A 19,740-nucleotide genomic window follows, 5' to 3' on the forward strand; every position below is an offset into this window, starting at 1 on the left:
AAACGATGACACAACAATTTAGACCCCCAGCAGTACCTCTGGTAACAGTAGATCCTTATTTCAGCGTATGGTCTGCAGCCGATTGCCTGACCGATAAACATACGACACATTGGACCAATAAACGCAATAGCATGTCCGGCATGGTTAGAATTGACGGCTTAACGCGGCGGTTTATGGGCATTACGGAGCTTGATGAAGAAAGTGATATCCCGGAGCCGGATGCGATGAAGCAAACGAGTCTGGAAGTGACCGCGACGTCCAGCAAATACAAGTTTGTTGGAGACGGCATATTGCTTGAAGTTGATTTTACGACGCCGCTGCTGCTGGACGATCTGGATCTATTATCGCGGCCGGCTTCATACGTTACGTTCCGAGTTCAATCGATTGATGGCAAACCGCATGATGTGCAAGTGTATGCGGACATTACCGGAGAATGGTGCGTGAATACGCCGGATCAGAAAATTGTCTGGTCCCGCAATGAGATCGGCAGCGGGATCGAGGCGCTGCGCATGGGAAGCGAGCAGCAGCCGGTGCTGCAGCAGGTCGGCGATGACTTGCGCATCGATTGGGGATATGTGTACCTGGCTTCTTCCAAGTCCGAAACGACCCAAACGGCGATTCAGTCTTATAAGCTGCGCGGCCATTTTATCGAATCGGGTGCTTTAAGCTTGCAAGATGACAAGCGCGAGCCGCGGGCCGTGGCAGATGATACGCCGGTTATGGCGGTGCTGTTCGATTTTGGCGCTGTAAATGAGACGGTGAAATCAGAGTACGCGGTGCTAGCTTACGACGACATTCATTCCATCGAATATTTTAACCGGCCTTTGGATGCGTACTGGCGCAGGAGCGGCATGTCATTCGAGGATATGCTTGCCGCAGCTTTCTCGCAGTACGATGATATCATCGGAAAATGCGAAACGTTTGACAAGGCATTGCGGCAGGAAAGCATGGAAGCGGGCGGGTCGCAATATGCCGATATTTTGTCGCTTGCATACAGGCAGGCGATCGCGGCGCATAAGCTTGTGCTGGATGAGAACAACGAGGTACTCTTTTTGTCCAAGGAATGTTTCAGCAACGGCTGTATCGGGACGGTAGACGTCAGTTATCCGTCTATTCCATTGTTTTTGAAATTCAATCCCGAGCTCGTCAAAGGCATGATGCGGCCGATCTTCCGGTATGCGGGGAGTGAGCAATGGCCTTTTGAATTTGCTCCGCACGATGTAGGCTGTTACCCGCTAGCTAACGGGCAGGTATACGGCGAGAATAAGCTCGAATATCAAATGCCGATTGAGGAATGCGGCAATATGCTTATTATGGCGGCAGCGGTTTGTTTGTCTGAACAGAACGCGGATTTTGCGGAGAACCATTGGGAGCTGTTGACGAAATGGGCGAATTATTTGATAGAAAACGGTCTCGATCCGAACAACCAGCTGTGCACGGACGATTTTGCCGGACATCTTGCCCATAATGCCAACCTGTCGGTTAAAGCGATCATCGGTATTGGAGCGTATGCCACCCTGTGCAGAATGCTCGGAAAAACAGAGGACATGTCCCGGTATTCCGTTACAGCCAAAGAAATGGCGGGGCAGTGGACTGCGATGGCGGATGCCGGAGACCATTACAAATTGACGTTCGACAGCGCGGACGATACATGGAGCTTGAAATATAATCTCGTGTGGGACCGTCTATTTGGACTTCATTTGTTTCCAAGCGACATACTGGAGAAAGAAATTCCTTATTATGCAGCCAAGCAAAATCGGTACGGCACGCCGCTCGACAGCCGAAACAGCTATACGAAGTCGGATTGGCTGGTGTGGTGCGCTTCTATGGCGGCATCCAAGGATGATTTTGCGAAAATGATCGCGCCGCTCTGGGATTCCTTGCATGAATCGCCTAGCCGAGTTCCACTCACCGATTGGTATGATACCGTCACGGGCGAGCAAGTGGGCTTTCAGAACCGGACGGTTGTCGGCGGATTTTATATCAAGCTGCTGCATCCGTTAAATGTGTAAAGTTTTCTAAATTTCAAAAAACATGTTTACCTGACGTTCGTTATTTGATAATATAATTCCAACATTCAAATGCGACGAAGAGAAAAGTAAATAAATGAATTCTTTCACAGAGAGCTCCGTTAGCTGAAAAGGAGTAAGGGTTCCTTATTGAAGAAAGTCTCAGAGCAGCACATCGGAGCCCATGATCGTTGGGGGGTGGTGTGCCAGGAGCTCCTGTTACAGAGCTAGAGTATAAGCATTGCATCGTAATGCCGTACTTGAAGAGGCTAATATGGCGACATATTGGCGAATTTGGGGTGGTACCACGAGTATACAAATCTCGTCCCTAAGACTGATTATAGTCTTGGGGGTGGGATTTTTTTTATTGGACCAAAGGAATTACAGCTTATATTTAACATATTGCACACCAAATCAGACCGTTTGAATAATTATTTAGGGAAGATCATCCGACGTTGAAAGGAATGGAATATCTAATGACAGCAAAATTAAAAGCAGGTATTGTAGGCGGAACGGGAATGGTGGGCCAGCGGTTTGTTCAGCTGCTCGAACAGCATCCTTGGTTTGAAGTAACGGCTATTGCAGCAAGCGCTAATTCGGCAGGTAAAACGTATGAAGAATCGGTGCAGGGCAGATGGAAATTAACTAGCCCGGTTCCTGAAAATGTGAAAAAAATCGTCGTTCAGGATGCTTCGAAAGTAGAGGCGTTTGCTTCACAAGTCGATTTTATTTTTTGCGCGGTGGATATGAAAAAAGCTGAAATTCAAGCATTGGAAGAGGCTTACGCCAAGACAGGCACGCCTGTTGTTTCCAATAATTCGGCTCACCGCTGGACGCCCGATATCCCTATGGTCATTCCGGAAATCAACCCAGGGCATATTGATGTCATTGCTGCACAGAGAAAACGGCTTGGTACTTCAACCGGCTTCATTGCGGTTAAGCCCAACTGTTCGATCCAGAGCTATGTGCCGGCGCTTCATGCATTGCTGGATTACAAGCCAACAACAGTGGTAGCATCGACCTATCAAGCGATATCGGGAGCAGGCAAAAACTTTACCGATTGGCCTGAAATGCTGGATAATGTTATCCCGTATATTGGCGGCGAGGAAGAAAAAAGCGAGCAGGAGCCGCTTCGCATTTGGGGCAGCATCGTAAATAATGAAATTGTTAAAGCAAGCGCGCCATTGATTACAACGCAATGTATTCGCGTTCCTGTATTGGATGGACATTTGGCTACCGTTTTCGTATCGTTCGAGAAAAAACCATCGAAAGAAGAAATTCTCGCTCGCTGGCTGCAATTCAAAGGACGGCCGCAGGAGCTTGGCCTGCCAAGCGCTCCAAAACAGTTTATCACTTATTTTGAAGAAGAAAACAGACCGCAAACGAGGCTTGATCGTGACATTGAGAACGGCATGGGCGTTTCGGCGGGTAGATTGCGCGAGGATTCCGTTTACGATTTCAAATTTGTAGGACTATCGCACAATACGTTGCGCGGAGCAGCGGGCGGCGCCGTTCTAATCGCGGAATTGCTTAAAGCTGAAGGATATATCCAAGCAAAATAGAGGATCGGTATTCAATTGAATAACAAAAGCAGGTGCTGCTAGCGCCTGCTTTTTGTTTTGGGCGGCTTGATTTGTGAAACGTGGTCTTACGGGTTGTATATTGATGTTTTTTGGATCGCTGATGAATTTAGGCACAAAGGGCATGGTAAAATCATGCGTTAGAGATCGGCTTTTTCCATCTAGAATAAAGGTTTAACTATTTCTTTAATGTTTTTCGTTATTTTTTGCATCGTATTCAGTTCTGATAAAGTAATGTCCCACATGATGACATTGGTATCCGGATTAGGATCATCATTCGTGATCGTTACGGTAAGCTCATCTGCACCGATTAAGGGTACTTCAAAAGACCAGAGTTGATTCTCGCTGCTATTGGCCGAAAAGCCCACGGAATAAACTTCTTTTCTGTTTATGCTAAACGCAATGATGCTTTCCCCTTGGCTTCCTTTGTTGAACAAATCGTCTGGAATGGCAGCATAGGCAGTAATTTTTGCATATTTCTTATTTAAAGGATACGTGAATTCGTTCGTCCTTGTATTCGTACTGCTGTACAGATTAATTTGAGGCGAGAACTGGTTATGGTTGATCGTAAAACCGGAGAGGCTTTTATCCCAAAGGACAGCTCCTTCTTTTTGCGTTAGTTCATTTAAGGCAATGACGTTAACGGTTTCTTCGTCTATATATTTATTGATCCCACCAAAAAGAGCAATCGTTCCAACGGAAAGGATCATCGCTGTCAAAATTATTTTACGGATGCCTTTTAATTTTTCCCGGTCGCGGGAGATAAATCGTTGAGCGCAAAAGCCAACTGAAGCACCTATTGAATTAATGATAATATCGTCAATATCAAACGATCCTAAACGGGTAACCATTTGGAGCACTTCAAGAATCGTAATAGACAGTACAAATAAAGCTATGAATTGGATGAACCGAAGGCGATATAGAAGTGGGATGATGATCCCAAAAGGTATAAAGGCTGCAAAGTTGCCAAACTCAAATAACCATTGGTTAAAGTACCTTCCCGTCGGAAAATGTAAAGGGATGCCTTCAGGAGTCAGACTGTACCGCAACCCGGAATCTACAACGGAAGCCGTCCTGTTGAATCCAATAAACATGAAGTAAAGGGTTAGAGCGGTATATAATGCTAATAGGATGAGGGTCATTTTTCGTAGATTGCCTTGATACATAATCATGTCCTTTCTAATCTAAGGATGCGGCCTTGCGAATGATTATTGGAGTGTCAACTGACGTAATAATTGCTAATAAGACTATTTTAGTAAATAAATCTAAAGCTTGTTATAAGCATATCTTAAAATTACCTAAAGATTGAGTATAATGATTTGTTACCATACGTATAAACGTGCAAAGTGGTAAAATAATGATAAAATGCAATTGTTAAAATGGAGGCAGCATACGTGGTTACAATTGAGGATTTCATGAAATTAGATATACGAGTCGGTACAGTAATGAAAGCAGAGCCGTTTCCGGAGGCTCGAAAACCTGCAATAAAATTAGAAATCGATTTTGGAGAGTTTGGGATGAAAAGCTCTTCGGCTCAAATTACACTCAGATACGAACCGGAACAGCTAATTGGTCGGCAAGTAATCGCTGTAATGAATTTTCCGGTTAGACGCATCGCAGGTTTTAAGTCTGAGGTTCTGGTAATCGGAGGCATCCCGGAAGAAGGCGATGTCGTTCTATTAAAACCAGATGTTCCCGTGAAGAATGGTACGGCCATTGCTTAAGACACCACACTACCACACTCATGGATCGGTTTATTTTATAAAAGCAATAGAATTATGATAAGATCAAATAAAGAAGGTCGAGTACAACAATGGAGGCAATTTAATGAGTCAACGATATCGAATTACCAGAGCGATGCAGGAAACGGGACATGCGGAAAAAACTATATCTTTGGAAGAGTGCAAGCAGTATTTTGCGTCTAAGCCAGAGTTTGCGTACACATCGGTGTTTACCGTGACAGGTGCTACAACGATGTCCATTGAGGGAGATTTTTTCATGTGGAGCTATGGCGAAACCAAGATCCCATTCAGGCATTACGAGGGAGACATTTACGTTTCCGGTACTAATGAAGCCGTTATTCCCAAAATGATTGAGGTTGCGAGCGAATTAGTAGCAGATGTGGTGGAAGGCTGATTTTTAAAGCATATGGAATGAAACGAACTTAATCCTTACAGATAAAAACCTCTCATTAGCAGCAAGCCTAGATTATTTAGGGCTAATGGGAGGTTTTTTATGAATGCAAGCGAATGGTAGAGTAGGACAATTAATAGGAGGGCGTTCATGAGAATGAGCCAACATATTTTGGAAGCGGTTGCAGATCGGATGATTCCGGAAGATGCATGGCCATCGGCGACCGATGGGGGAGTGCTGGCATACCTGAAACGCATTGCCGCCGAGGATGTCGCTACTTGGACGGATGTGATAGAACCTGGACTTCGCGCATTGGATGCGAAAGCAATAGCTCTCCATGAGCGACCATTTTCGGAGCTGCCGGATCATGAGAAGGATCGTCTGCTGCACGATGCCGAGCTTGATTCCTTTCGGGACTGGCCGGTATCGTCTAAACGGTTCTTTGACGCTTTATTGTGCCTCGTCATCGAAGGTTATTATGGAAGTCCTGAGGGGGGCGGGAATCGCGAAGGCAGGTCTTGGGACATGATCGGCTTTCGCCCGGGTCCCGTATCCGAAAGCGATGCGCCGGCTTCGGAAACCGATTTGCCGCAATCAACCTTCGATCAACTTCGTGACCATTATGATGTGATCATCGTAGGAGCTGGGGCTGGCGGCTCGGTAGCGGCTGCTGTATTAGCTGAATCTGGACTACACGTTCTCGTCGTTGAGCGCGGAAGCTGGCTTCGCTACAATCAGGTAGGCAGCGATCATTTGCGTAATCATCGGTTTAGCAAGTATGGCCATAACACAGGACCAGCAATGGATGGTAACCCACGTACGATACTATTGGCGGGCGGAGACGAACGGATCACCGCGCCGTTTGAAGGCGACTACCATAATAATGCCATGACAGTCGGCGGAGGAACACGGATCTACGGGGCGCAGGCATGGCGCTTTCATCCGGATGACTTCCGCATGGCGAGTCGCTATGGGATACCAGACGGCAGTTCGCTAAGCGATTGGCCGATTCGTTATGAGGATCTTGAGACTTATTACATGAGGGCAGAGTGGGAACTCGGCGTATCCGGCGATGGGAATGCCCACCCTGGACGCGGAAGGCGACAACGCGCTTATCCCATGCCAGCGCTGCCGCGTACGCTGGAAGCAGAACGGCTGGCCCTTGCGGCAGAGAAGTTGGGATGGGAAGCGGGGCCGGTGCCTCTGCTGATCAACTCCATTGATCGGGACGGCCGACAGGCTTGCGGGCGTTGCGGCCAATGTGTTGGATTCGCCTGCCCGACCAACAGCAAGAATGGCGGTCACAATACGATGTTAGTAAGGGCTATCGCCACCGGTAATTGCGATCTGATCTGCGATACCACGGTGGAGCGCATCGATACCGAGGGGGGAAGGCATGCCACCGGCGTTCGTCTTGTGCAGCAATTGGCGGGCTCCATCCAGCGGCGGCAAGTGCGGGCTGGGCATGTCGTTGTTGCCGCAGGAGCGATCGAAAGCGCACGACTCCTTCTTAACTCGGCCAGTGATTCGGAACCGGATGGAATCGGCAATCGGAATGGACAAGTAGGAAGAAATCTTCAAGGGCATGTCTATTCTGGTGCATACGGCCTCTTTGATGAACCGGTTCAAGACGGTTTGGGTCCGGGAGTGAGCATTGCAACCTTCCGCTTTGACCATAGCAACGAAGGCGGAATTATCGGGGGTGGGCTACTTGCAAACGAGTTCACCCGGTTGCCGCTCATTCATTGGTATCGAGCGCTTGCGCCGGATGCGGCGCGATGGGGGAGCGCAGGCAAGGAAACGATGCGGGAGAGTTATTTGCGCACCAGCCAGATTATGGGGCCGATCCAAGAGATTCCGAGCGCCGAGTCCAGAGTGCAGCTATCGAGGGCTGTCAAGGATCGCTTTGGCATGCCCGCGGCTCAACTCTCCGGCAGTGTCCATCCAGAGTCGCTTCGGGCTTCAGCCATGCTGGCAGAGCAAGCGGAGAAGTGGCTTTGGGCAGCTGGAGCACGTGAGGTATGGCGGACCCGGCCAAGCGGCGGACTAAGTGCCGGGCAGCATCAAGCGGGTACACTGCGGATGGGAAGTGACCCTGTGACATCCGTCACTGACCCCTTAGGCCGCATCCATGGTTATGACAATCTGTGGGTGAGCGACGGCTCAGTGCACGTGACTAACGGCGGCGTTAACCCGGTGTTGACGATTCTTGCTTTGGCTTTCCGCACGGCAGAGAACCTAGTGAAACAAGGGTAGCGAAAGGATGGGAAAGGCTGCCGCAGGGCAGCCTTTTCTAAGCTTAAGGCAGGATGGTCACATGAGGTATGGTGCATCAAGGAGACTGCCGCTCTTTTTTGTAGGAGGAACATTTGAAATACATACGACTTGGGAAGAAAATCATCAATATGATGAGTCAATTTGAAGGACATGATTTTCCTATGGGGCATTAGAGCGATTCTAGAGATAGTGGAAAATAAATTTAATGTTGGGTAAAATAATACAAGAGAGAGGATATAATAAACGGGCTAAAGGATACGCCAAAAGCTAGCTCTTTTGTTGATATTGAAATAAGATCATTGAAATAGGATTATGCTATGATTTTAATATAACAGGAAAAAAAGGAGACGCAATGACTGAGAATAAAGCGACAGCAGAAGCAGGATGGAACTTCGACAACAGTTATGCTCGTCTGCCTGATTCACTTTTTACAAGGATGAGCCTAAACCCTGTAGATTCACCGGAATTGATCATTCTTAATAAACCTTTGGCAGCATCACTTGGGCTAGATGTCCAAGCACTGCAAAGTCAAGCTGGCATAGAAGTGCTTGCTGGCAATCAGGCTCCAGAAGGAGCGCTGCCGCTTGCGCAAGCCTATGCGGGACATCAATTCGGACATTTTAACAGGTTAGGTGACGGTCGTGCTCTGCTGCTTAGTGAACAAATTACTCCTTCAGGCGAGCGAGTGGATATTCAGCTTAAAGGATCAGGCAGAACACCTTACTCCCGCGGTGGCGATGGCCGGGCCGCTCTTGGTCCAATGCTGCGCGAATACATCATCAGCGAAGCTATGCATGCGCTTGGAATTGCTACCACCCGCAGCTTAGCGGTAGTGACAACCGGTGAGACCATCTTCCGCGAAACCGTGCTGCCCGGTGCCATACTGACTCGTGTTGCTGCAAGCCATTTGCGCGTTGGAACGTTTCAATTCGCATCCAGATGGGGCACTCCCGAGGAGTTTCGGGAGCTTGCTGATTACACCTTGCAAAGGCATTATCCAGATGCTATCGCTGAAGAAAACCGTTATCTAGCGCTGCTTCAGGAAGTGGTCAAGCGTCAGGCTGAGCTGATAGCCAAATGGCAGCTTGTTGGCTTTATTCATGGGGTGATGAATACCGATAACATGGCACTAAGCGGAGAAACCATTGATTATGGTCCTTGTGCCTTCTTGGACGGTTTTGACCCTGCAACGGTGTTCAGTTCCATAGACACTCATGGACGTTATGCATATGGCAATCAGCCGCATATCGCGGCTTGGAATCTCGCAAGGTTTGCTGAAACGCTGCTGCTGCATGAGGATGAGGATCAAGCCGTCAAACTGGCGGAGGACGCGATTAAAGGTTTTATCGACTTCTATCATCGGAATTGGCTTGCGGGCATGAGAGCAAAGCTCGGTATCTTCAATGAAGAGGAGCAGGATGAAGCGCTTATTGAAAGCCTCCTCCGTATGATGCAAGAGAAGAGTGCAGACTTTACGAACACGTTCGTTGCTTTAACTTTTGACAAGCCAGAGGAAACGGAACTGTTCGGAACTGCTGAATTTACCCAGTGGCATGAGCTGTGGCAGGAAAGACTAAGCAGGCAGAAGGAAACAAAAGACTCGTCGCATCAGTTGATGCGCAGCAGCAATCCTGCGGTAATCCCTCGCAACCACCGGGTAGAAGCCGCACTAGAGGCAGCGGTTAAACAAGGAGATTATAGTGTGCTGGAGCGACTTCTTGAGGTTCTTTCGAATCCTTACGCGCACTCCCCTGAACAGGCCGAATATTCTACGCTGCCTGAGCAATCCAAATATCCTTACCAGACTTTTTGCGGTACCTGATGCAGAAGTGATTGGCTAACTAAATAATTCTAGGGAGCAGTTTTTAAATTTTTACGGAAAAGGGCCGATGTATCGGCTCTTTTTTTTGTAGCTTAATTTATAAAGGAATAAAGATTGTATTCAATTTACTTAAAAAACCATTCTCAAAAATTATTTAGTAAAAAAGACGATATCCCGGAGTCATTTGACTAACCGGAATGTCGTCTTTTTTTAAGCCACAAGTTTTAAGAAGAAGATTTGCTTCGTGTCGTGGAGCTAAGATGAAGGATCTGCTCCTCCAATACATCGCTGGCTTTTTCTAAAAACTGTGTAATGAGCGCTAGCTCTTCATCCGAATAAGAGGCAGCGAGATTAACCATCGCGGCGTGGAGCGGGTGGTAGGTTTGGCTGACCTCTTCTTTATTTTCATACAAAGGGACAATAATGACTTTGCGCCGGTCCCTGGGATCATGTTCTCTTCGAACAAAACCGTTTTTTTCGAGACGGTCAATTAATGCGGTAACGCTGCCTGTAGTGAGTCCCGTTAGTTTGGAGAGCTCACCGGCGGTGATAGGGCCTTTTTCATGCAAAATATCTACAGATATAAAATCATTATTGTATAACCCTAAAGAGGCAGCTACATTTTGCTGGTATAGTACGGTACGGGTTCCTAGTCCCCGCATGCGCAAGGTAAAGTTCTCCTGCTCCTGTGTAGGTTGGTCTTGTTGTTCGCTTGACAAAACATAACCCTCCTTTTAAGATGTAATTATCTTGATCATCAAGATATTAGACAAACGAGATACTTGATGAAATGACTTATTGAGTTTATTTTAGCGAAATTATCACTAATTTGCAAAGGGGTGCAAAAGTCATCACGCAGCTCTTAGTACGATCCCTTTGGCGATAGCATTAACTTTAATTTGAGGAGTGTTTCTTGTGAAAGAAAACATTGTGATTAAGGGTGCGCGCGAAAATAATTTGAAAAATGTCTCGCTTTCGATTCCCAAATACAAATTGGTCGTTTTGACGGGGCCGTCGGGTTCTGGAAAATCGACGATTGCGATGGATACGCTGCAGCGCGAATGCCAGAGGCAGTATATGGAATCAATGGGCATGACGGCAGATGCGATCAGCAAGCCAAAGGTCGAGTCCATTGAAGGCTTATCCCCGTCGATTAGCGTCGGACAGCATGTGACGAACCGCAATCCGCGCTCAACAGTCGGGACAGTGACAGACATCTATACGTATGTTCGATTTATTTTTTCCAGATTGGGCGAGCGGATATGTCCATCCTGCAGCGGAAGCATTGCGCCTACTTTTGAACCGGCTGGGCTGCTTGTAGATGAAGACGAGGATATAGATCGTGAGACGATGAGCTGTCCGCATTGTAAAGCAGAGCTTGAGAAGCTGGGAATGCCACACTTTTCCTTTAATAAACCAGAAGGAGCATGCGAAGCATGCAGCGGGCTTGGTCATGTGGCGAGCATCAATGAAGCGGCCGTATTCAATCCAGAGCTTAGCTTGCGTGATGGAGGCGTTGCTTCTCTGAACGGCGTTCATCGCGATATTCAGATTCGTATTTTGGTTGCGGCCGGAAAGCATTTCGGATTTGAGCTTGACCCTGATCTGCCTTTGAAAGGTTACGGAGACGTTCAGCGTGATTTGCTTTACTACGGAGTCGAAAGCGAAGCATTCAAGCGCCATTATCCGAATGTGAAGCCGGTGCAAGGCACGAAGTTCGAAGGGGTCATTCCCGGTTTGTGGCGGCGATACAAAGAGAAGGAAGGAGAGTCAGGCGGCTCGTCAGAGAAAGACGTTGGCTTTTTTCATGAGCAGCTTTGCCCTGAATGTTCGGGAGCCCGCCTCAAGAAAGAAATCCGTCTCGTTCGAGTAGCTGGCGAAACGATCTCCGATGTTTCGGATCGGTCGCTTGGCGAAGTATATGAGTGGACGAGGGGGCTTGAGGAAGCACTTCCTCCAGAAGGCCTTCATTTGCTTGAGCCTATCCTTCATGACATGCCTGCGCGTTTGAAACGGATTATGGATGTTGGGCTTGGCTATCTGTCCATGAACAGGCAAACCGTAACTTTATCAGGCGGCGAAGCACAAAGGCTGCGTCTCGCTTCGCTGCTTGGCTCTGGGCTGACAGGTGTGCTGTATATTCTGGATGAACCAACGACGGGACTGCATCCCCGGGATACGGTTGGTCTAATCCGGGTGCTTCAAGAGCTGCGCGATCTTGGCAATACCGTGCTCGTAATCGAGCATGATATCGAGATGATGCGTGCTGCCGATCATATTATCGATATTGGCCCCGGTGCAGGGTTATACGGTGGTACTGTTGTTGGCGAAGGCAGCTTGGAGGATCTAATGGCAAGCGAGCTTTCGGTTACGGGCGCTTATTTGAGAGAAGAGGCACTTCCTAGTCCTAACCGCGTCCGTAGGAAAGGAAATGGACAGCATATCACGATCAAGGAAGCACAAGTTCGAAATATCGAAATACCAGTTGTTTCCTTCCCGCTTGGCACACTAATCGCAGTTACGGGGGTTTCGGGTTCGGGCAAATCGACGCTTGTGTTCGACATCCTTGCAGAAGGCAATGCGGAGAGAAAAGAGCAGACGGGATGCAAGGAAATGACGGGCCTAGAGCATATCGGCAATATGGTCATCTTTGACCAAACGCCTATGGGGAGAATGCAGCGCTCGAATGTTGCGACCTATACCGATGTGTTTACGCACCTGCGCCAGCTGTTTGCTGGATTGCCAGAGGCGAAGAAAAGAAAGCTGACCACGAAACATTTTTCATTTAATACGCCGGGAGGCCGCTGCGAGACTTGCCAAGGCTTAGGCGTGCTGTCCATTGATATGAATTTCTTGCCCGATCTTGAAGTGAAATGCCATGACTGCAAGGGGAGAAGGTTTACTGACGAGGTTCTTGAGGTTCAATTTGAAGGGTACTCTATATCGGATCTGCTGAATATTTCGGTGCAGGAGAGTTTGCCGATTCTACGGTCAGAGAAGAAGATGGCAGGCATTATCGCTATGCTGTGTGAGGTAGGGCTTGGTTATCTGAAATGGGGTCAATCGGTTAAAACGTTATCCGGCGGCGAAGGACAGCGAATTAGATTGGCTAAAGAGCTGAGCAAGCCATCCAAAAACCATACGCTCTATCTGCTCGATGAACCGACGACCGGCCTTCATCCATCAGACATTAAACAGCTTCAAGTACTGCTTAATAAGCTGGTCGATACGGGCAATACCGTCATAGTTGTCGAGCACAGCTTGGAGCTGATCCGGGAATCTGACTGGGTGATCGATATTGGCCCAGAAGGCGGCGCGGCAGGCGGAAAGCTAGTAGCAGAAGGAACACCGGAACAGGTAGCTGATGTGCCGGTTTCATCTACGGGAATGTTTCTGAAAAGGATTTTAGCAGAAGGACTTTAAATAGATGAAATAGTCATGTGGAGGGAACAACAGATGTTGGCTAAAAAAAATAATGTGGCTGTTATCATAGTGGCGTTGCTGTTGGCGACGCTTATGGCATCGATGGACAACACGATAACAGCAACCGCAATCGGAACCATTGTCGGCGACCTTGGCGGGTTTGACAAATTAATGTGGGTCACCTCAGCATATATGGTTGCCGAGATGGCGGGTATGCCGATCTTTGGTAAATTATCGGATATGTATGGCCGCAAACGCTTCTTTATTTTCGGCATTATCGTGTTTATGATTGGTTCAGCGTTGTGCGGTACAGCAGATTCTATCATTCAGCTTAGCATTTATCGTGCGATACAGGGTATTGGCGGCGGTGCTCTAGTACCTATCGCATTCACGATCATGTTCGACGTCGTTGCTCCGGAAAAACGGGGGAAGATAGGCGGGCTATTCGGCGCCGCTTATGGGATTTCCAGTATTTTCGGCCCGCTCATTGGCGGCTATATTACGGATTATATCCACTGGTCTTGGATTTTCTACATCAACCTTCCGATCGGCCTTATTGCATTTGTTATGATTGCTTTTTTCTACAAAGAATCTGTCGAGCATTCGAAGCAAAAAATCGACTACCTTGGCGCGTTTACGCTGGTAGCCTCAATTCTTTGTCTGATGTTCGCAATTGAGCTTGGCGGCAAGGAATATGCTTGGGATTCCAGCATGATTATCGGTTTGTTTTTTTCATTTGCGGTATTTCTTGTTGCCTTTATATTTATCGAGCGCCGTGCCGAGGAACCGATCATCACCTTCGGCATGTTCAAAAACCGTCTCTATTCCACAAGCAATATCATGGCTTTGTTTAGCGGCGCGGCGTTTATTACGGCTTCCGTCTACATTCCTATCTTTATACAAGGCGTATTTGGCGGCTCGGCAACAAATTCGGCGCTTGTTCTGCTTCCCATGATGCTCGGTTCCGTAGCGACTGCCGCGGGCGGCGGAATTCTGCTTTCTAGGTTTAATTACCGCACGATCATGATAGCGACTTTGGCTCTGCTTGTTGCCGGTATTGCGCTGCTCACCACGTTAACGATTGATTCGTCACGCTTCATGGTCACGATCTTGATGATTCTAGTCGGTCTTGGAATTGGCTCATCGTTCTCCGTACTAAGCAATGCTGCGATCCATGGCTTTACGGCAAGGCAGCGCGGCTCTGCAAGCTCTACGCTCAGCTTCACGCGCGAGCTTGGCATGACGCTCGGAATTACCGTATTCGGCATTATTCAAAGTCATATTTTTACGAATAAATTAACGGCTGTATTTGGCGGCGGAGGCCAATTGTCCGAGAGCATCGATCTAAGCGATCCAAGTAAAATTTTGACGCCGGGCACGCGGGAGAAAATACCTGTTGATATTCTGGATAAGATTACAGAGGCGTTGTCCTCCTCTCTCGTTCAAACTTTTGCATGGGCGATTATTCCGTCTGTGATCGCTCTTCTTGCAGCAGTTGCAATGAGCAAAGAGAAATTTGATCCGGCTTCCGAATTGGAACAATATACGGCCGCACATTAACGAATTGTTATAGTCAAATTATGATGAAAATTTAGATATGAACCTCTCTACAGCGAAGTTGTTTTTACTGTGGGGAGGTTTTTTGTTATTTATTAAAGGGATGCGGGTGCTCTTTTCCTCCGAAGTATAGTAATATGATCTGATGATGATAAATCCAATTTAGTTAGTATCTGGGATAGGAGGTTATTATTGATGAAAAAAGCGCTTATCATTATGAGCTCTACCTTTTTATTGTCGGGGACGCTGCTTTTTGGAATGGTCTATTTGGCAATCGCCAATTATGCCCCGCAAATGAATGGATGGAGTGATCCGCCAGGCAAATTCTCAATGGCTATGGATGCAACAATGGTAAGGGTTCCTTTTACACTCAGCATTATATTTATGATTATTGGCTCATTATTGTTTGCTACTGTCATGATTGAAGCAATATCCGCAGAAAAAATCAAAATGAATCCAGAAAGCAAAAACATTGAAGTGAGTGAAATCGTTAAGGAGGATTAACAATGGAACGAGAAAAAGAAATACAAGAGCTTAAAAAGCGATTAGAGAGTGTCGAAAGCAAGCTTCAACATAGGTCAAATTCTTATAAAACCATTAAATTTATAATAGGCTTTATCATTACGATTGTGGTGCTGTTAATCTTGATTGGTGTATTTCAGTTTGTTAGTTCTTCTTAAAATGGATGTGCTGAGGTGATGAACCGTGAGTTACAGCAATAAAGTGAAAACTAATTTTACGCTTATTTTAGGAATATTATTAGTGATTTCAATGGGGTATAACCTGTTTATGCACCAAAAATATAAAAATGTTATCATTCATGATCAGGAAAACGGCGAAGCAAGATTAGGTCTTATTTCTGATTACGGAATAAATTTAGCCGACAACTTAGAACAGTTTATTAAACATGCTAGCGGATCAGAAGATAATGAAACCAAAAGCAAGCTGGATTCCTTTTGGCGAATCGTGCTTGGCGATAATAAAAGCATTATTTTATCCATAGGCCCTACGTCTCCTCTGTTTTTGGAAGATAGGGCGCCGAAGTGGGGGTTGTTGTCATATAGCTTTTTTCGCATTGATGGCGTAATAACGAATTTGAATTTGCTCTTTCTTGAAAAAGGCTCGTACGCCTTAACGGACGAGGATAAGGAAAAGCTTGAGGCCGTTATATCCGTATTTCGAAAAATTCATAATGAAATGGACAAAGCTAAATATCCTGAACTTATTATTGATTCATTGACCGAAGAGATGATGATTATCGATCCGCTGTACGGAAAGACGTTAGAGCGTATAAATAGTCATTAAAGTGGTGGGAATGGCTTTATTAGGAGGCGAAATAATGGAATTTTTCATTATCACTTTAGTGTTAGGATTCATTTGCATCATTGCTTACCTTCGTGCTATACACATCTCTCTTCAAAAAATGATAAAAATGATGTCTACAGATAAAAACAATTAGAATTAGAAATAAATACATGACTTTGGCAAATAGTAAACAGATTAAGCGATATGATTTATAATGAAGGCTAATGCTACTGAGTTGGAGGGTTAGCTTTGACGTTGCGCGTTGGAGAAATTAATGAAATTAACCGTTTTCCGGTAAAATCGTTTGCGGGAGAACGTTTAGGAACCTGCACGGTCGAGTCGTATGGGTTATACGGCGATCGTTTTTGTGCTTTTTATGATGAAACCAAGGCAGGGTGGGAAAGTTTTTTCACGGCTCGAAAAATTCCTAATATGCTTGCTTATCGGGCAATGCTATTAGATGACAAAATAAGCGTACAGTCACCTGATGGGCGAACCTTTGGCTGGAATGACGATCTATTAGCGGAGATTCAAAAATACGCCAAAACAAAAGTTTCAATGACGAGTTACATGGCGCCAAACCCCGAGGATGCTGATCTTATGAGTGTTGATGCTGCTAGTGTCCTAATAATAACAGACAAAAGCCTGAAGAAGCTTGAAGCCATTTGGGGGAAAAAGTTAGATGCGCGACGTTTTAGAGCAAACCTAGTTGTGGCTTTAAAAGAAGATGAGTTCAACGAAGTTGAATGGATAGGAAAGCGGTTATTGATCGGAAGCTCCGAGTTTCAAGTCGACACTTCATGTGAGCGTTGTTCATTAATTACCATTGACCCAGACTCGCTGGAACGTGATGCTTCGCTTTTGAAAAAAGTGAATGAAGAGCTGGGTTTGATGTTCGGTGTATATGCTTCCGTCAAAAAAACAGGGCAGATTCATATTGGTGACAAAGTATATTTAGTCTAATAAATAACAATCGATAGGAAATGCAGAAAAAGGACCCCCACGGGTCCTTTTTTTACTGGGTTTCTAATCCAGAACCTGAAGCCTAAGGGATCACTTTCCCGTAAGGCTGCAGGTGTTTTTGTTATGGACAAGTTTTGTAACAAAGACACAGTCAAGCAGCGCGAAGCTTTCATAGATTAATAGGAACTTGAGATGGAGGAGTGAAGTGAAATGAATGAAATGTATCATTTTTGCAGGAAAAATATGAATTGCAGAGTTCGCGTCCAAACGCGCAATGGGGAATGCTTTGAGGGCGTTATCGTTGACGTGGACAGCAACAATGTGTATTTCCGCAGACCGGATGGTGTCCGTATCTCTGGATGGTTTGGGTTCGGCGGCGGTATTTTTGCTTTATCGTTGTTTGCTCTGCTTGCCATTGCGTTGATCTAGTTAGCGTTTAACGCGCTGGACTAGCCGTTTTTTTGCTCTGTCAAAAACTCTCTGCAGGGAACATGCTGTAGAGAGTTTTTTACCATGTTTACTAAAGTTGTTACGGTATAGAATACTTATAGATAAACAAGACCTTGTTCAGATCGAAACCGGTCTATAAGATAAAGTTAGCGGGTGGATATGATTGGAATGAAAGGCTTGAGCAAAAAGGGGAGAGATAAGGGTGTCTATGAGCGTGCTTCCATACGATTTGGAGCATGAGAATAGCGTGATGAAGTTAAGCCATAAGGCATGGCTGCTTTTTAAATACAATAAAGATTATGGGCATCAGAAGATGAGCTGCGTATTGGACGAGGACGGGGGCTTAATTGCGTTAGCTTATAGCTGCATACCATTTCGGCTTATGAAGGCGATGAGCTGGTAGGAAGCGTTATGTGTTGGCAAACAGGCGCGGTCGAAAGAATATTCGTCGTTCCCGATTGGCGGGATAAGGGATTAGTTGAGTATCTCATTGCGAAAGCTTTTGAATATCATTATGGAAATGGACGAACGAGCGTCGAGACATTAGTCAATGAAACGGATGACGAAAGCAAAAGACTCCTTACGTCGATGGGCTATAGCTTTTCTGTGAAGCTGGAGCTTTTGGGTTTGGATCTGGAATCATGATCTTTTCTTGCAGACGCAGTCTAGGACGCTTAATAAGTCCATGGCTGCTGTTTTTCATTTCAACAGGCCTAGGTACTATAACAGATAGTACTTCAACTTTTTGAAGGAGCCGCTGTAAAATAAGACTAACGGATCATAAAGTCATTTTAAGCGGGGGCATGTTAGGTTGAACAAAATGAAAAGCTTTTGGAAATCTCATTTTTGGAGAACACAAGGCATTGCTGCTCCATATTTAATCTTTATATTTCTGTTCTTCTTAGCTGGAATCAACCTGCAAGCGGATTCCGAGTTAGGCATAATAGGACTGTTGCTGTTTATCGCGGTAGCGACTGCATTAACGGCTAGTTTTTCCAATAAAAGATGGGATACGATTTTATTTGCGATCTTTAACTATGTTGTGGACAGTATTATTTTTTATTATATCGTTTTGAATGATAACTATTTTATCGATAGTGGACTAACGTTGATTTTTTTTCTTTTATTCCCTATAACCTGTCTCATCCTGCTGGTTGGATCGGCAATCGGATTATTAATTGGGGATTTAAATGAAGAAACAGAAGGGCAATAAGAAAGGAAAGTATTATCCAACAGGCTGCAAGTACGATAGGGCAGCCTGTGGAGCTCAGTCGTTAAAGTATTCAACGCCATGTTCAAACAAAAATACTAACTCTCAATACTTACTCGTTTACAACGATCATAGCAATTAAAATTGTAAGGTTCGAGGCTGGAGTCGAGTGTTTTTGTTACAAATCCTTCTTTTTGTAAATAAGTTAGCAAATTGATTAAATGAGAAGCCGTTTCCGATACATCATGCATGAGTACAATAGGAGTTACATCTCCTTTTTCTAACCGATTAATTTGACTGATCGTAGATTCGATGAACTCTGCATTAGATGAGGACCAGTCGCTGCTGTCGACGTTCCAATCCCACAACTTGTATCCATTGTCGTCCAATACTTTCCGGTAGGAATCAGTCAAATAAGGGATGCTTCCATACGGCGTACGAATAAGATCGGAAGTAATGCCGGTAATCTCCTTGAGCGTATGTTGAGCTTGGTCCATTTCATCGAGTGCGGTTTGTTCAGAAAGGTAAAAACGATGTTTATTATGGGTTACACCGTGCAGGGCAACAGCGTGTCCCTCATCTACAATCCGTTTGACTAGATCCGGCGACTCCTTCATTTTTGGCTCCAGCATAAAAAAGGTCGCTTTCGCATCAAATAACTTCAATGTATCAAGGATATCTGGAGTAGCCGAAGACGGGCCGTCATCAAAGGTTAAATAAATGGTTTTACCGCTGCCGTTATTTTTATCCGATGATTGCTTTACGATAGATAATGGGTTTTCAGGCCTTGCATCCACTTCATCATCAGGGGGTTGCACATTATTAGAAATGCTGCTGCTGTTGCTGCCGCAAGCGGATAAAAGAACAAGAAACATCAAAATAATGGTGATGGGTAATTTCTTCTTATGATTCGTCCTCATTTTCATTACATATTCCGGATAAAGTTGTTTTTTCAAAATACTCATTCTCCTTTTCCTTTTTGTTCAAGAGCTGCTGTCTCTGTACTAACCA

The 19,740-nt window shown here is 45.8% G+C and carries 19 protein-coding genes and 1 other annotated feature; of the genes, 16 read left to right on the plus strand and 3 right to left on the minus strand.

Annotated elements, in window-relative coordinates; translation table 11 throughout:
• The first annotated feature begins 5 nt into the window (after positions 1-5).
• Positions 6-2,012, plus strand: coding sequence for a glutaminase family protein (locus ADU23_RS19710; protein ID WP_053375294.1), 2,007 nt, complete (start codon positions 6-8; stop codon positions 2,010-2,012).
• Positions 2,013-2,077: 65 nt separating this feature from the next.
• Positions 2,078-2,342, plus strand: a binding site (T-box leader).
• A 143-nt stretch (positions 2,343-2,485) separates the two neighbouring features.
• Complete coding sequence (asd, locus tag ADU23_RS19715) at positions 2,486-3,571, plus strand: aspartate-semialdehyde dehydrogenase (protein WP_082198048.1); 1,086 nt, start codon at positions 2,486-2,488, stop codon at positions 3,569-3,571.
• A 179-nt stretch (positions 3,572-3,750) separates the two neighbouring features.
• Here the strand turns inward: asd and ADU23_RS31810 are convergent, their stop codons facing one another.
• Positions 3,751-4,755 (minus strand): VanZ family protein, encoded by a 1,005-nt coding sequence (locus ADU23_RS31810; protein ID WP_082311154.1) that lies wholly within the window; start codon positions 4,753-4,755, stop codon positions 3,751-3,753.
• A 228-nt stretch (positions 4,756-4,983) separates the two neighbouring features.
• Here ADU23_RS31810 and csaA point away from each other — a divergent pair, with 228 nt between their 5' ends.
• The 4 genes from csaA to ADU23_RS19740 all read left to right on the plus strand — a co-directional run bounded on the left by csaA (position 4,984) and on the right by ADU23_RS19740 (position 9,821).
• Complete coding sequence (gene csaA, locus ADU23_RS19725) at positions 4,984-5,313, plus strand: chaperone CsaA (RefSeq protein ID WP_053375295.1); 330 nt, start codon at positions 4,984-4,986, stop codon at positions 5,311-5,313.
• A gap of 103 nt (positions 5,314-5,416) precedes the next feature.
• The gene (locus ADU23_RS19730; RefSeq protein WP_053375296.1) at positions 5,417-5,725 is read left to right on the plus strand and encodes a hypothetical protein; all 309 of its coding nucleotides are present in this window, start codon (positions 5,417-5,419) and stop codon (positions 5,723-5,725) included.
• 147 nt (positions 5,726-5,872) lie between these two features.
• The gene (locus ADU23_RS19735; RefSeq protein ID WP_157265881.1) at positions 5,873-7,978 is read left to right on the plus strand and encodes a GMC family oxidoreductase; all 2,106 of its coding nucleotides are present in this window, start codon (positions 5,873-5,875) and stop codon (positions 7,976-7,978) included.
• Between the two features lie 373 nt (positions 7,979-8,351).
• Positions 8,352-9,821, plus strand: coding sequence for a protein adenylyltransferase SelO (locus ADU23_RS19740; RefSeq protein WP_053375297.1), 1,470 nt, complete (start codon positions 8,352-8,354; stop codon positions 9,819-9,821).
• Positions 9,822-10,045: 224 nt separating this feature from the next.
• On the opposite strand, the gene ADU23_RS19745 is transcribed toward ADU23_RS19740, so the two are convergent.
• The gene (locus ADU23_RS19745; protein WP_231637622.1) at positions 10,046-10,483 is read right to left on the minus strand and encodes a MarR family winged helix-turn-helix transcriptional regulator; all 438 of its coding nucleotides are present in this window, start codon (positions 10,481-10,483) and stop codon (positions 10,046-10,048) included.
• A 253-nt stretch (positions 10,484-10,736) separates the two neighbouring features.
• Here ADU23_RS19745 and uvrA point away from each other — a divergent pair, with 253 nt between their 5' ends.
• The 10 genes from uvrA (at position 10,737) to ADU23_RS19790 (ending at position 18,732) form a co-directional block, all read left to right on the plus strand.
• Positions 10,737-13,244, plus strand: coding sequence for an excinuclease ABC subunit UvrA (uvrA, locus tag ADU23_RS19750; protein WP_053375299.1), 2,508 nt, complete (start codon positions 10,737-10,739; stop codon positions 13,242-13,244).
• A 33-nt stretch (positions 13,245-13,277) separates the two neighbouring features.
• The gene (locus tag ADU23_RS19755; RefSeq protein ID WP_053375300.1) at positions 13,278-14,804 is read left to right on the plus strand and encodes an MDR family MFS transporter; all 1,527 of its coding nucleotides are present in this window, start codon (positions 13,278-13,280) and stop codon (positions 14,802-14,804) included.
• A 192-nt stretch (positions 14,805-14,996) separates the two neighbouring features.
• Positions 14,997-15,305, plus strand: coding sequence for a hypothetical protein (locus ADU23_RS33260; RefSeq protein WP_053375301.1), 309 nt, complete (start codon positions 14,997-14,999; stop codon positions 15,303-15,305).
• A gap of 2 nt (positions 15,306-15,307) precedes the next feature.
• The gene (locus tag ADU23_RS33265; protein WP_197286091.1) at positions 15,308-15,481 is read left to right on the plus strand and encodes a hypothetical protein; all 174 of its coding nucleotides are present in this window, start codon (positions 15,308-15,310) and stop codon (positions 15,479-15,481) included.
• Between the two features lie 25 nt (positions 15,482-15,506).
• Positions 15,507-16,106 carry a hypothetical protein gene (locus ADU23_RS19765; RefSeq protein WP_053375302.1) on the plus strand — a complete coding sequence of 200 codons (600 nt, stop codon included), beginning with the start codon at positions 15,507-15,509 and terminating at the stop codon, positions 16,104-16,106.
• 249 nt (positions 16,107-16,355) lie between these two features.
• Positions 16,356-17,069, plus strand: a complete 714-nt coding sequence (locus ADU23_RS19770; RefSeq protein WP_231637497.1) for an MOSC domain-containing protein — start codon at positions 16,356-16,358, stop codon at positions 17,067-17,069.
• 210 nt (positions 17,070-17,279) lie between these two features.
• On the plus strand, positions 17,280-17,498 hold the full coding sequence (locus ADU23_RS19775) for a hypothetical protein (RefSeq protein WP_053375303.1): 219 nt from the start codon (positions 17,280-17,282) through the stop codon (positions 17,496-17,498).
• A gap of 223 nt (positions 17,499-17,721) precedes the next feature.
• Positions 17,722-17,922, plus strand: a complete 201-nt coding sequence (locus tag ADU23_RS19780) for a hypothetical protein (protein ID WP_141680174.1) — start codon at positions 17,722-17,724, stop codon at positions 17,920-17,922.
• Between the two features lie 8 nt (positions 17,923-17,930).
• Positions 17,931-18,164, plus strand: a complete 234-nt coding sequence (locus tag ADU23_RS19785) for a GNAT family N-acetyltransferase (protein ID WP_053375305.1) — start codon at positions 17,931-17,933, stop codon at positions 18,162-18,164.
• A 166-nt stretch (positions 18,165-18,330) separates the two neighbouring features.
• Positions 18,331-18,732 carry a hypothetical protein gene (locus ADU23_RS19790; RefSeq protein WP_053375306.1) on the plus strand — a complete coding sequence of 134 codons (402 nt, stop codon included), beginning with the start codon at positions 18,331-18,333 and terminating at the stop codon, positions 18,730-18,732.
• Between the two features lie 95 nt (positions 18,733-18,827).
• On the opposite strand, the gene ADU23_RS19795 is transcribed toward ADU23_RS19790, so the two are convergent.
• A complete protein-coding gene (locus ADU23_RS19795; RefSeq protein ID WP_231637498.1) occupies positions 18,828-19,685 on the minus strand; it encodes a polysaccharide deacetylase family protein in 858 nt (285 codons plus the stop codon).
• Between the last annotated feature and the right edge of the window lie 55 nt (positions 19,686-19,740).

This window comes from Paenibacillus sp. FJAT-27812, assembly GCF_001273905.1.
Classification (GTDB): domain Bacteria; phylum Bacillota; class Bacilli; order Paenibacillales; family Paenibacillaceae; genus Pristimantibacillus.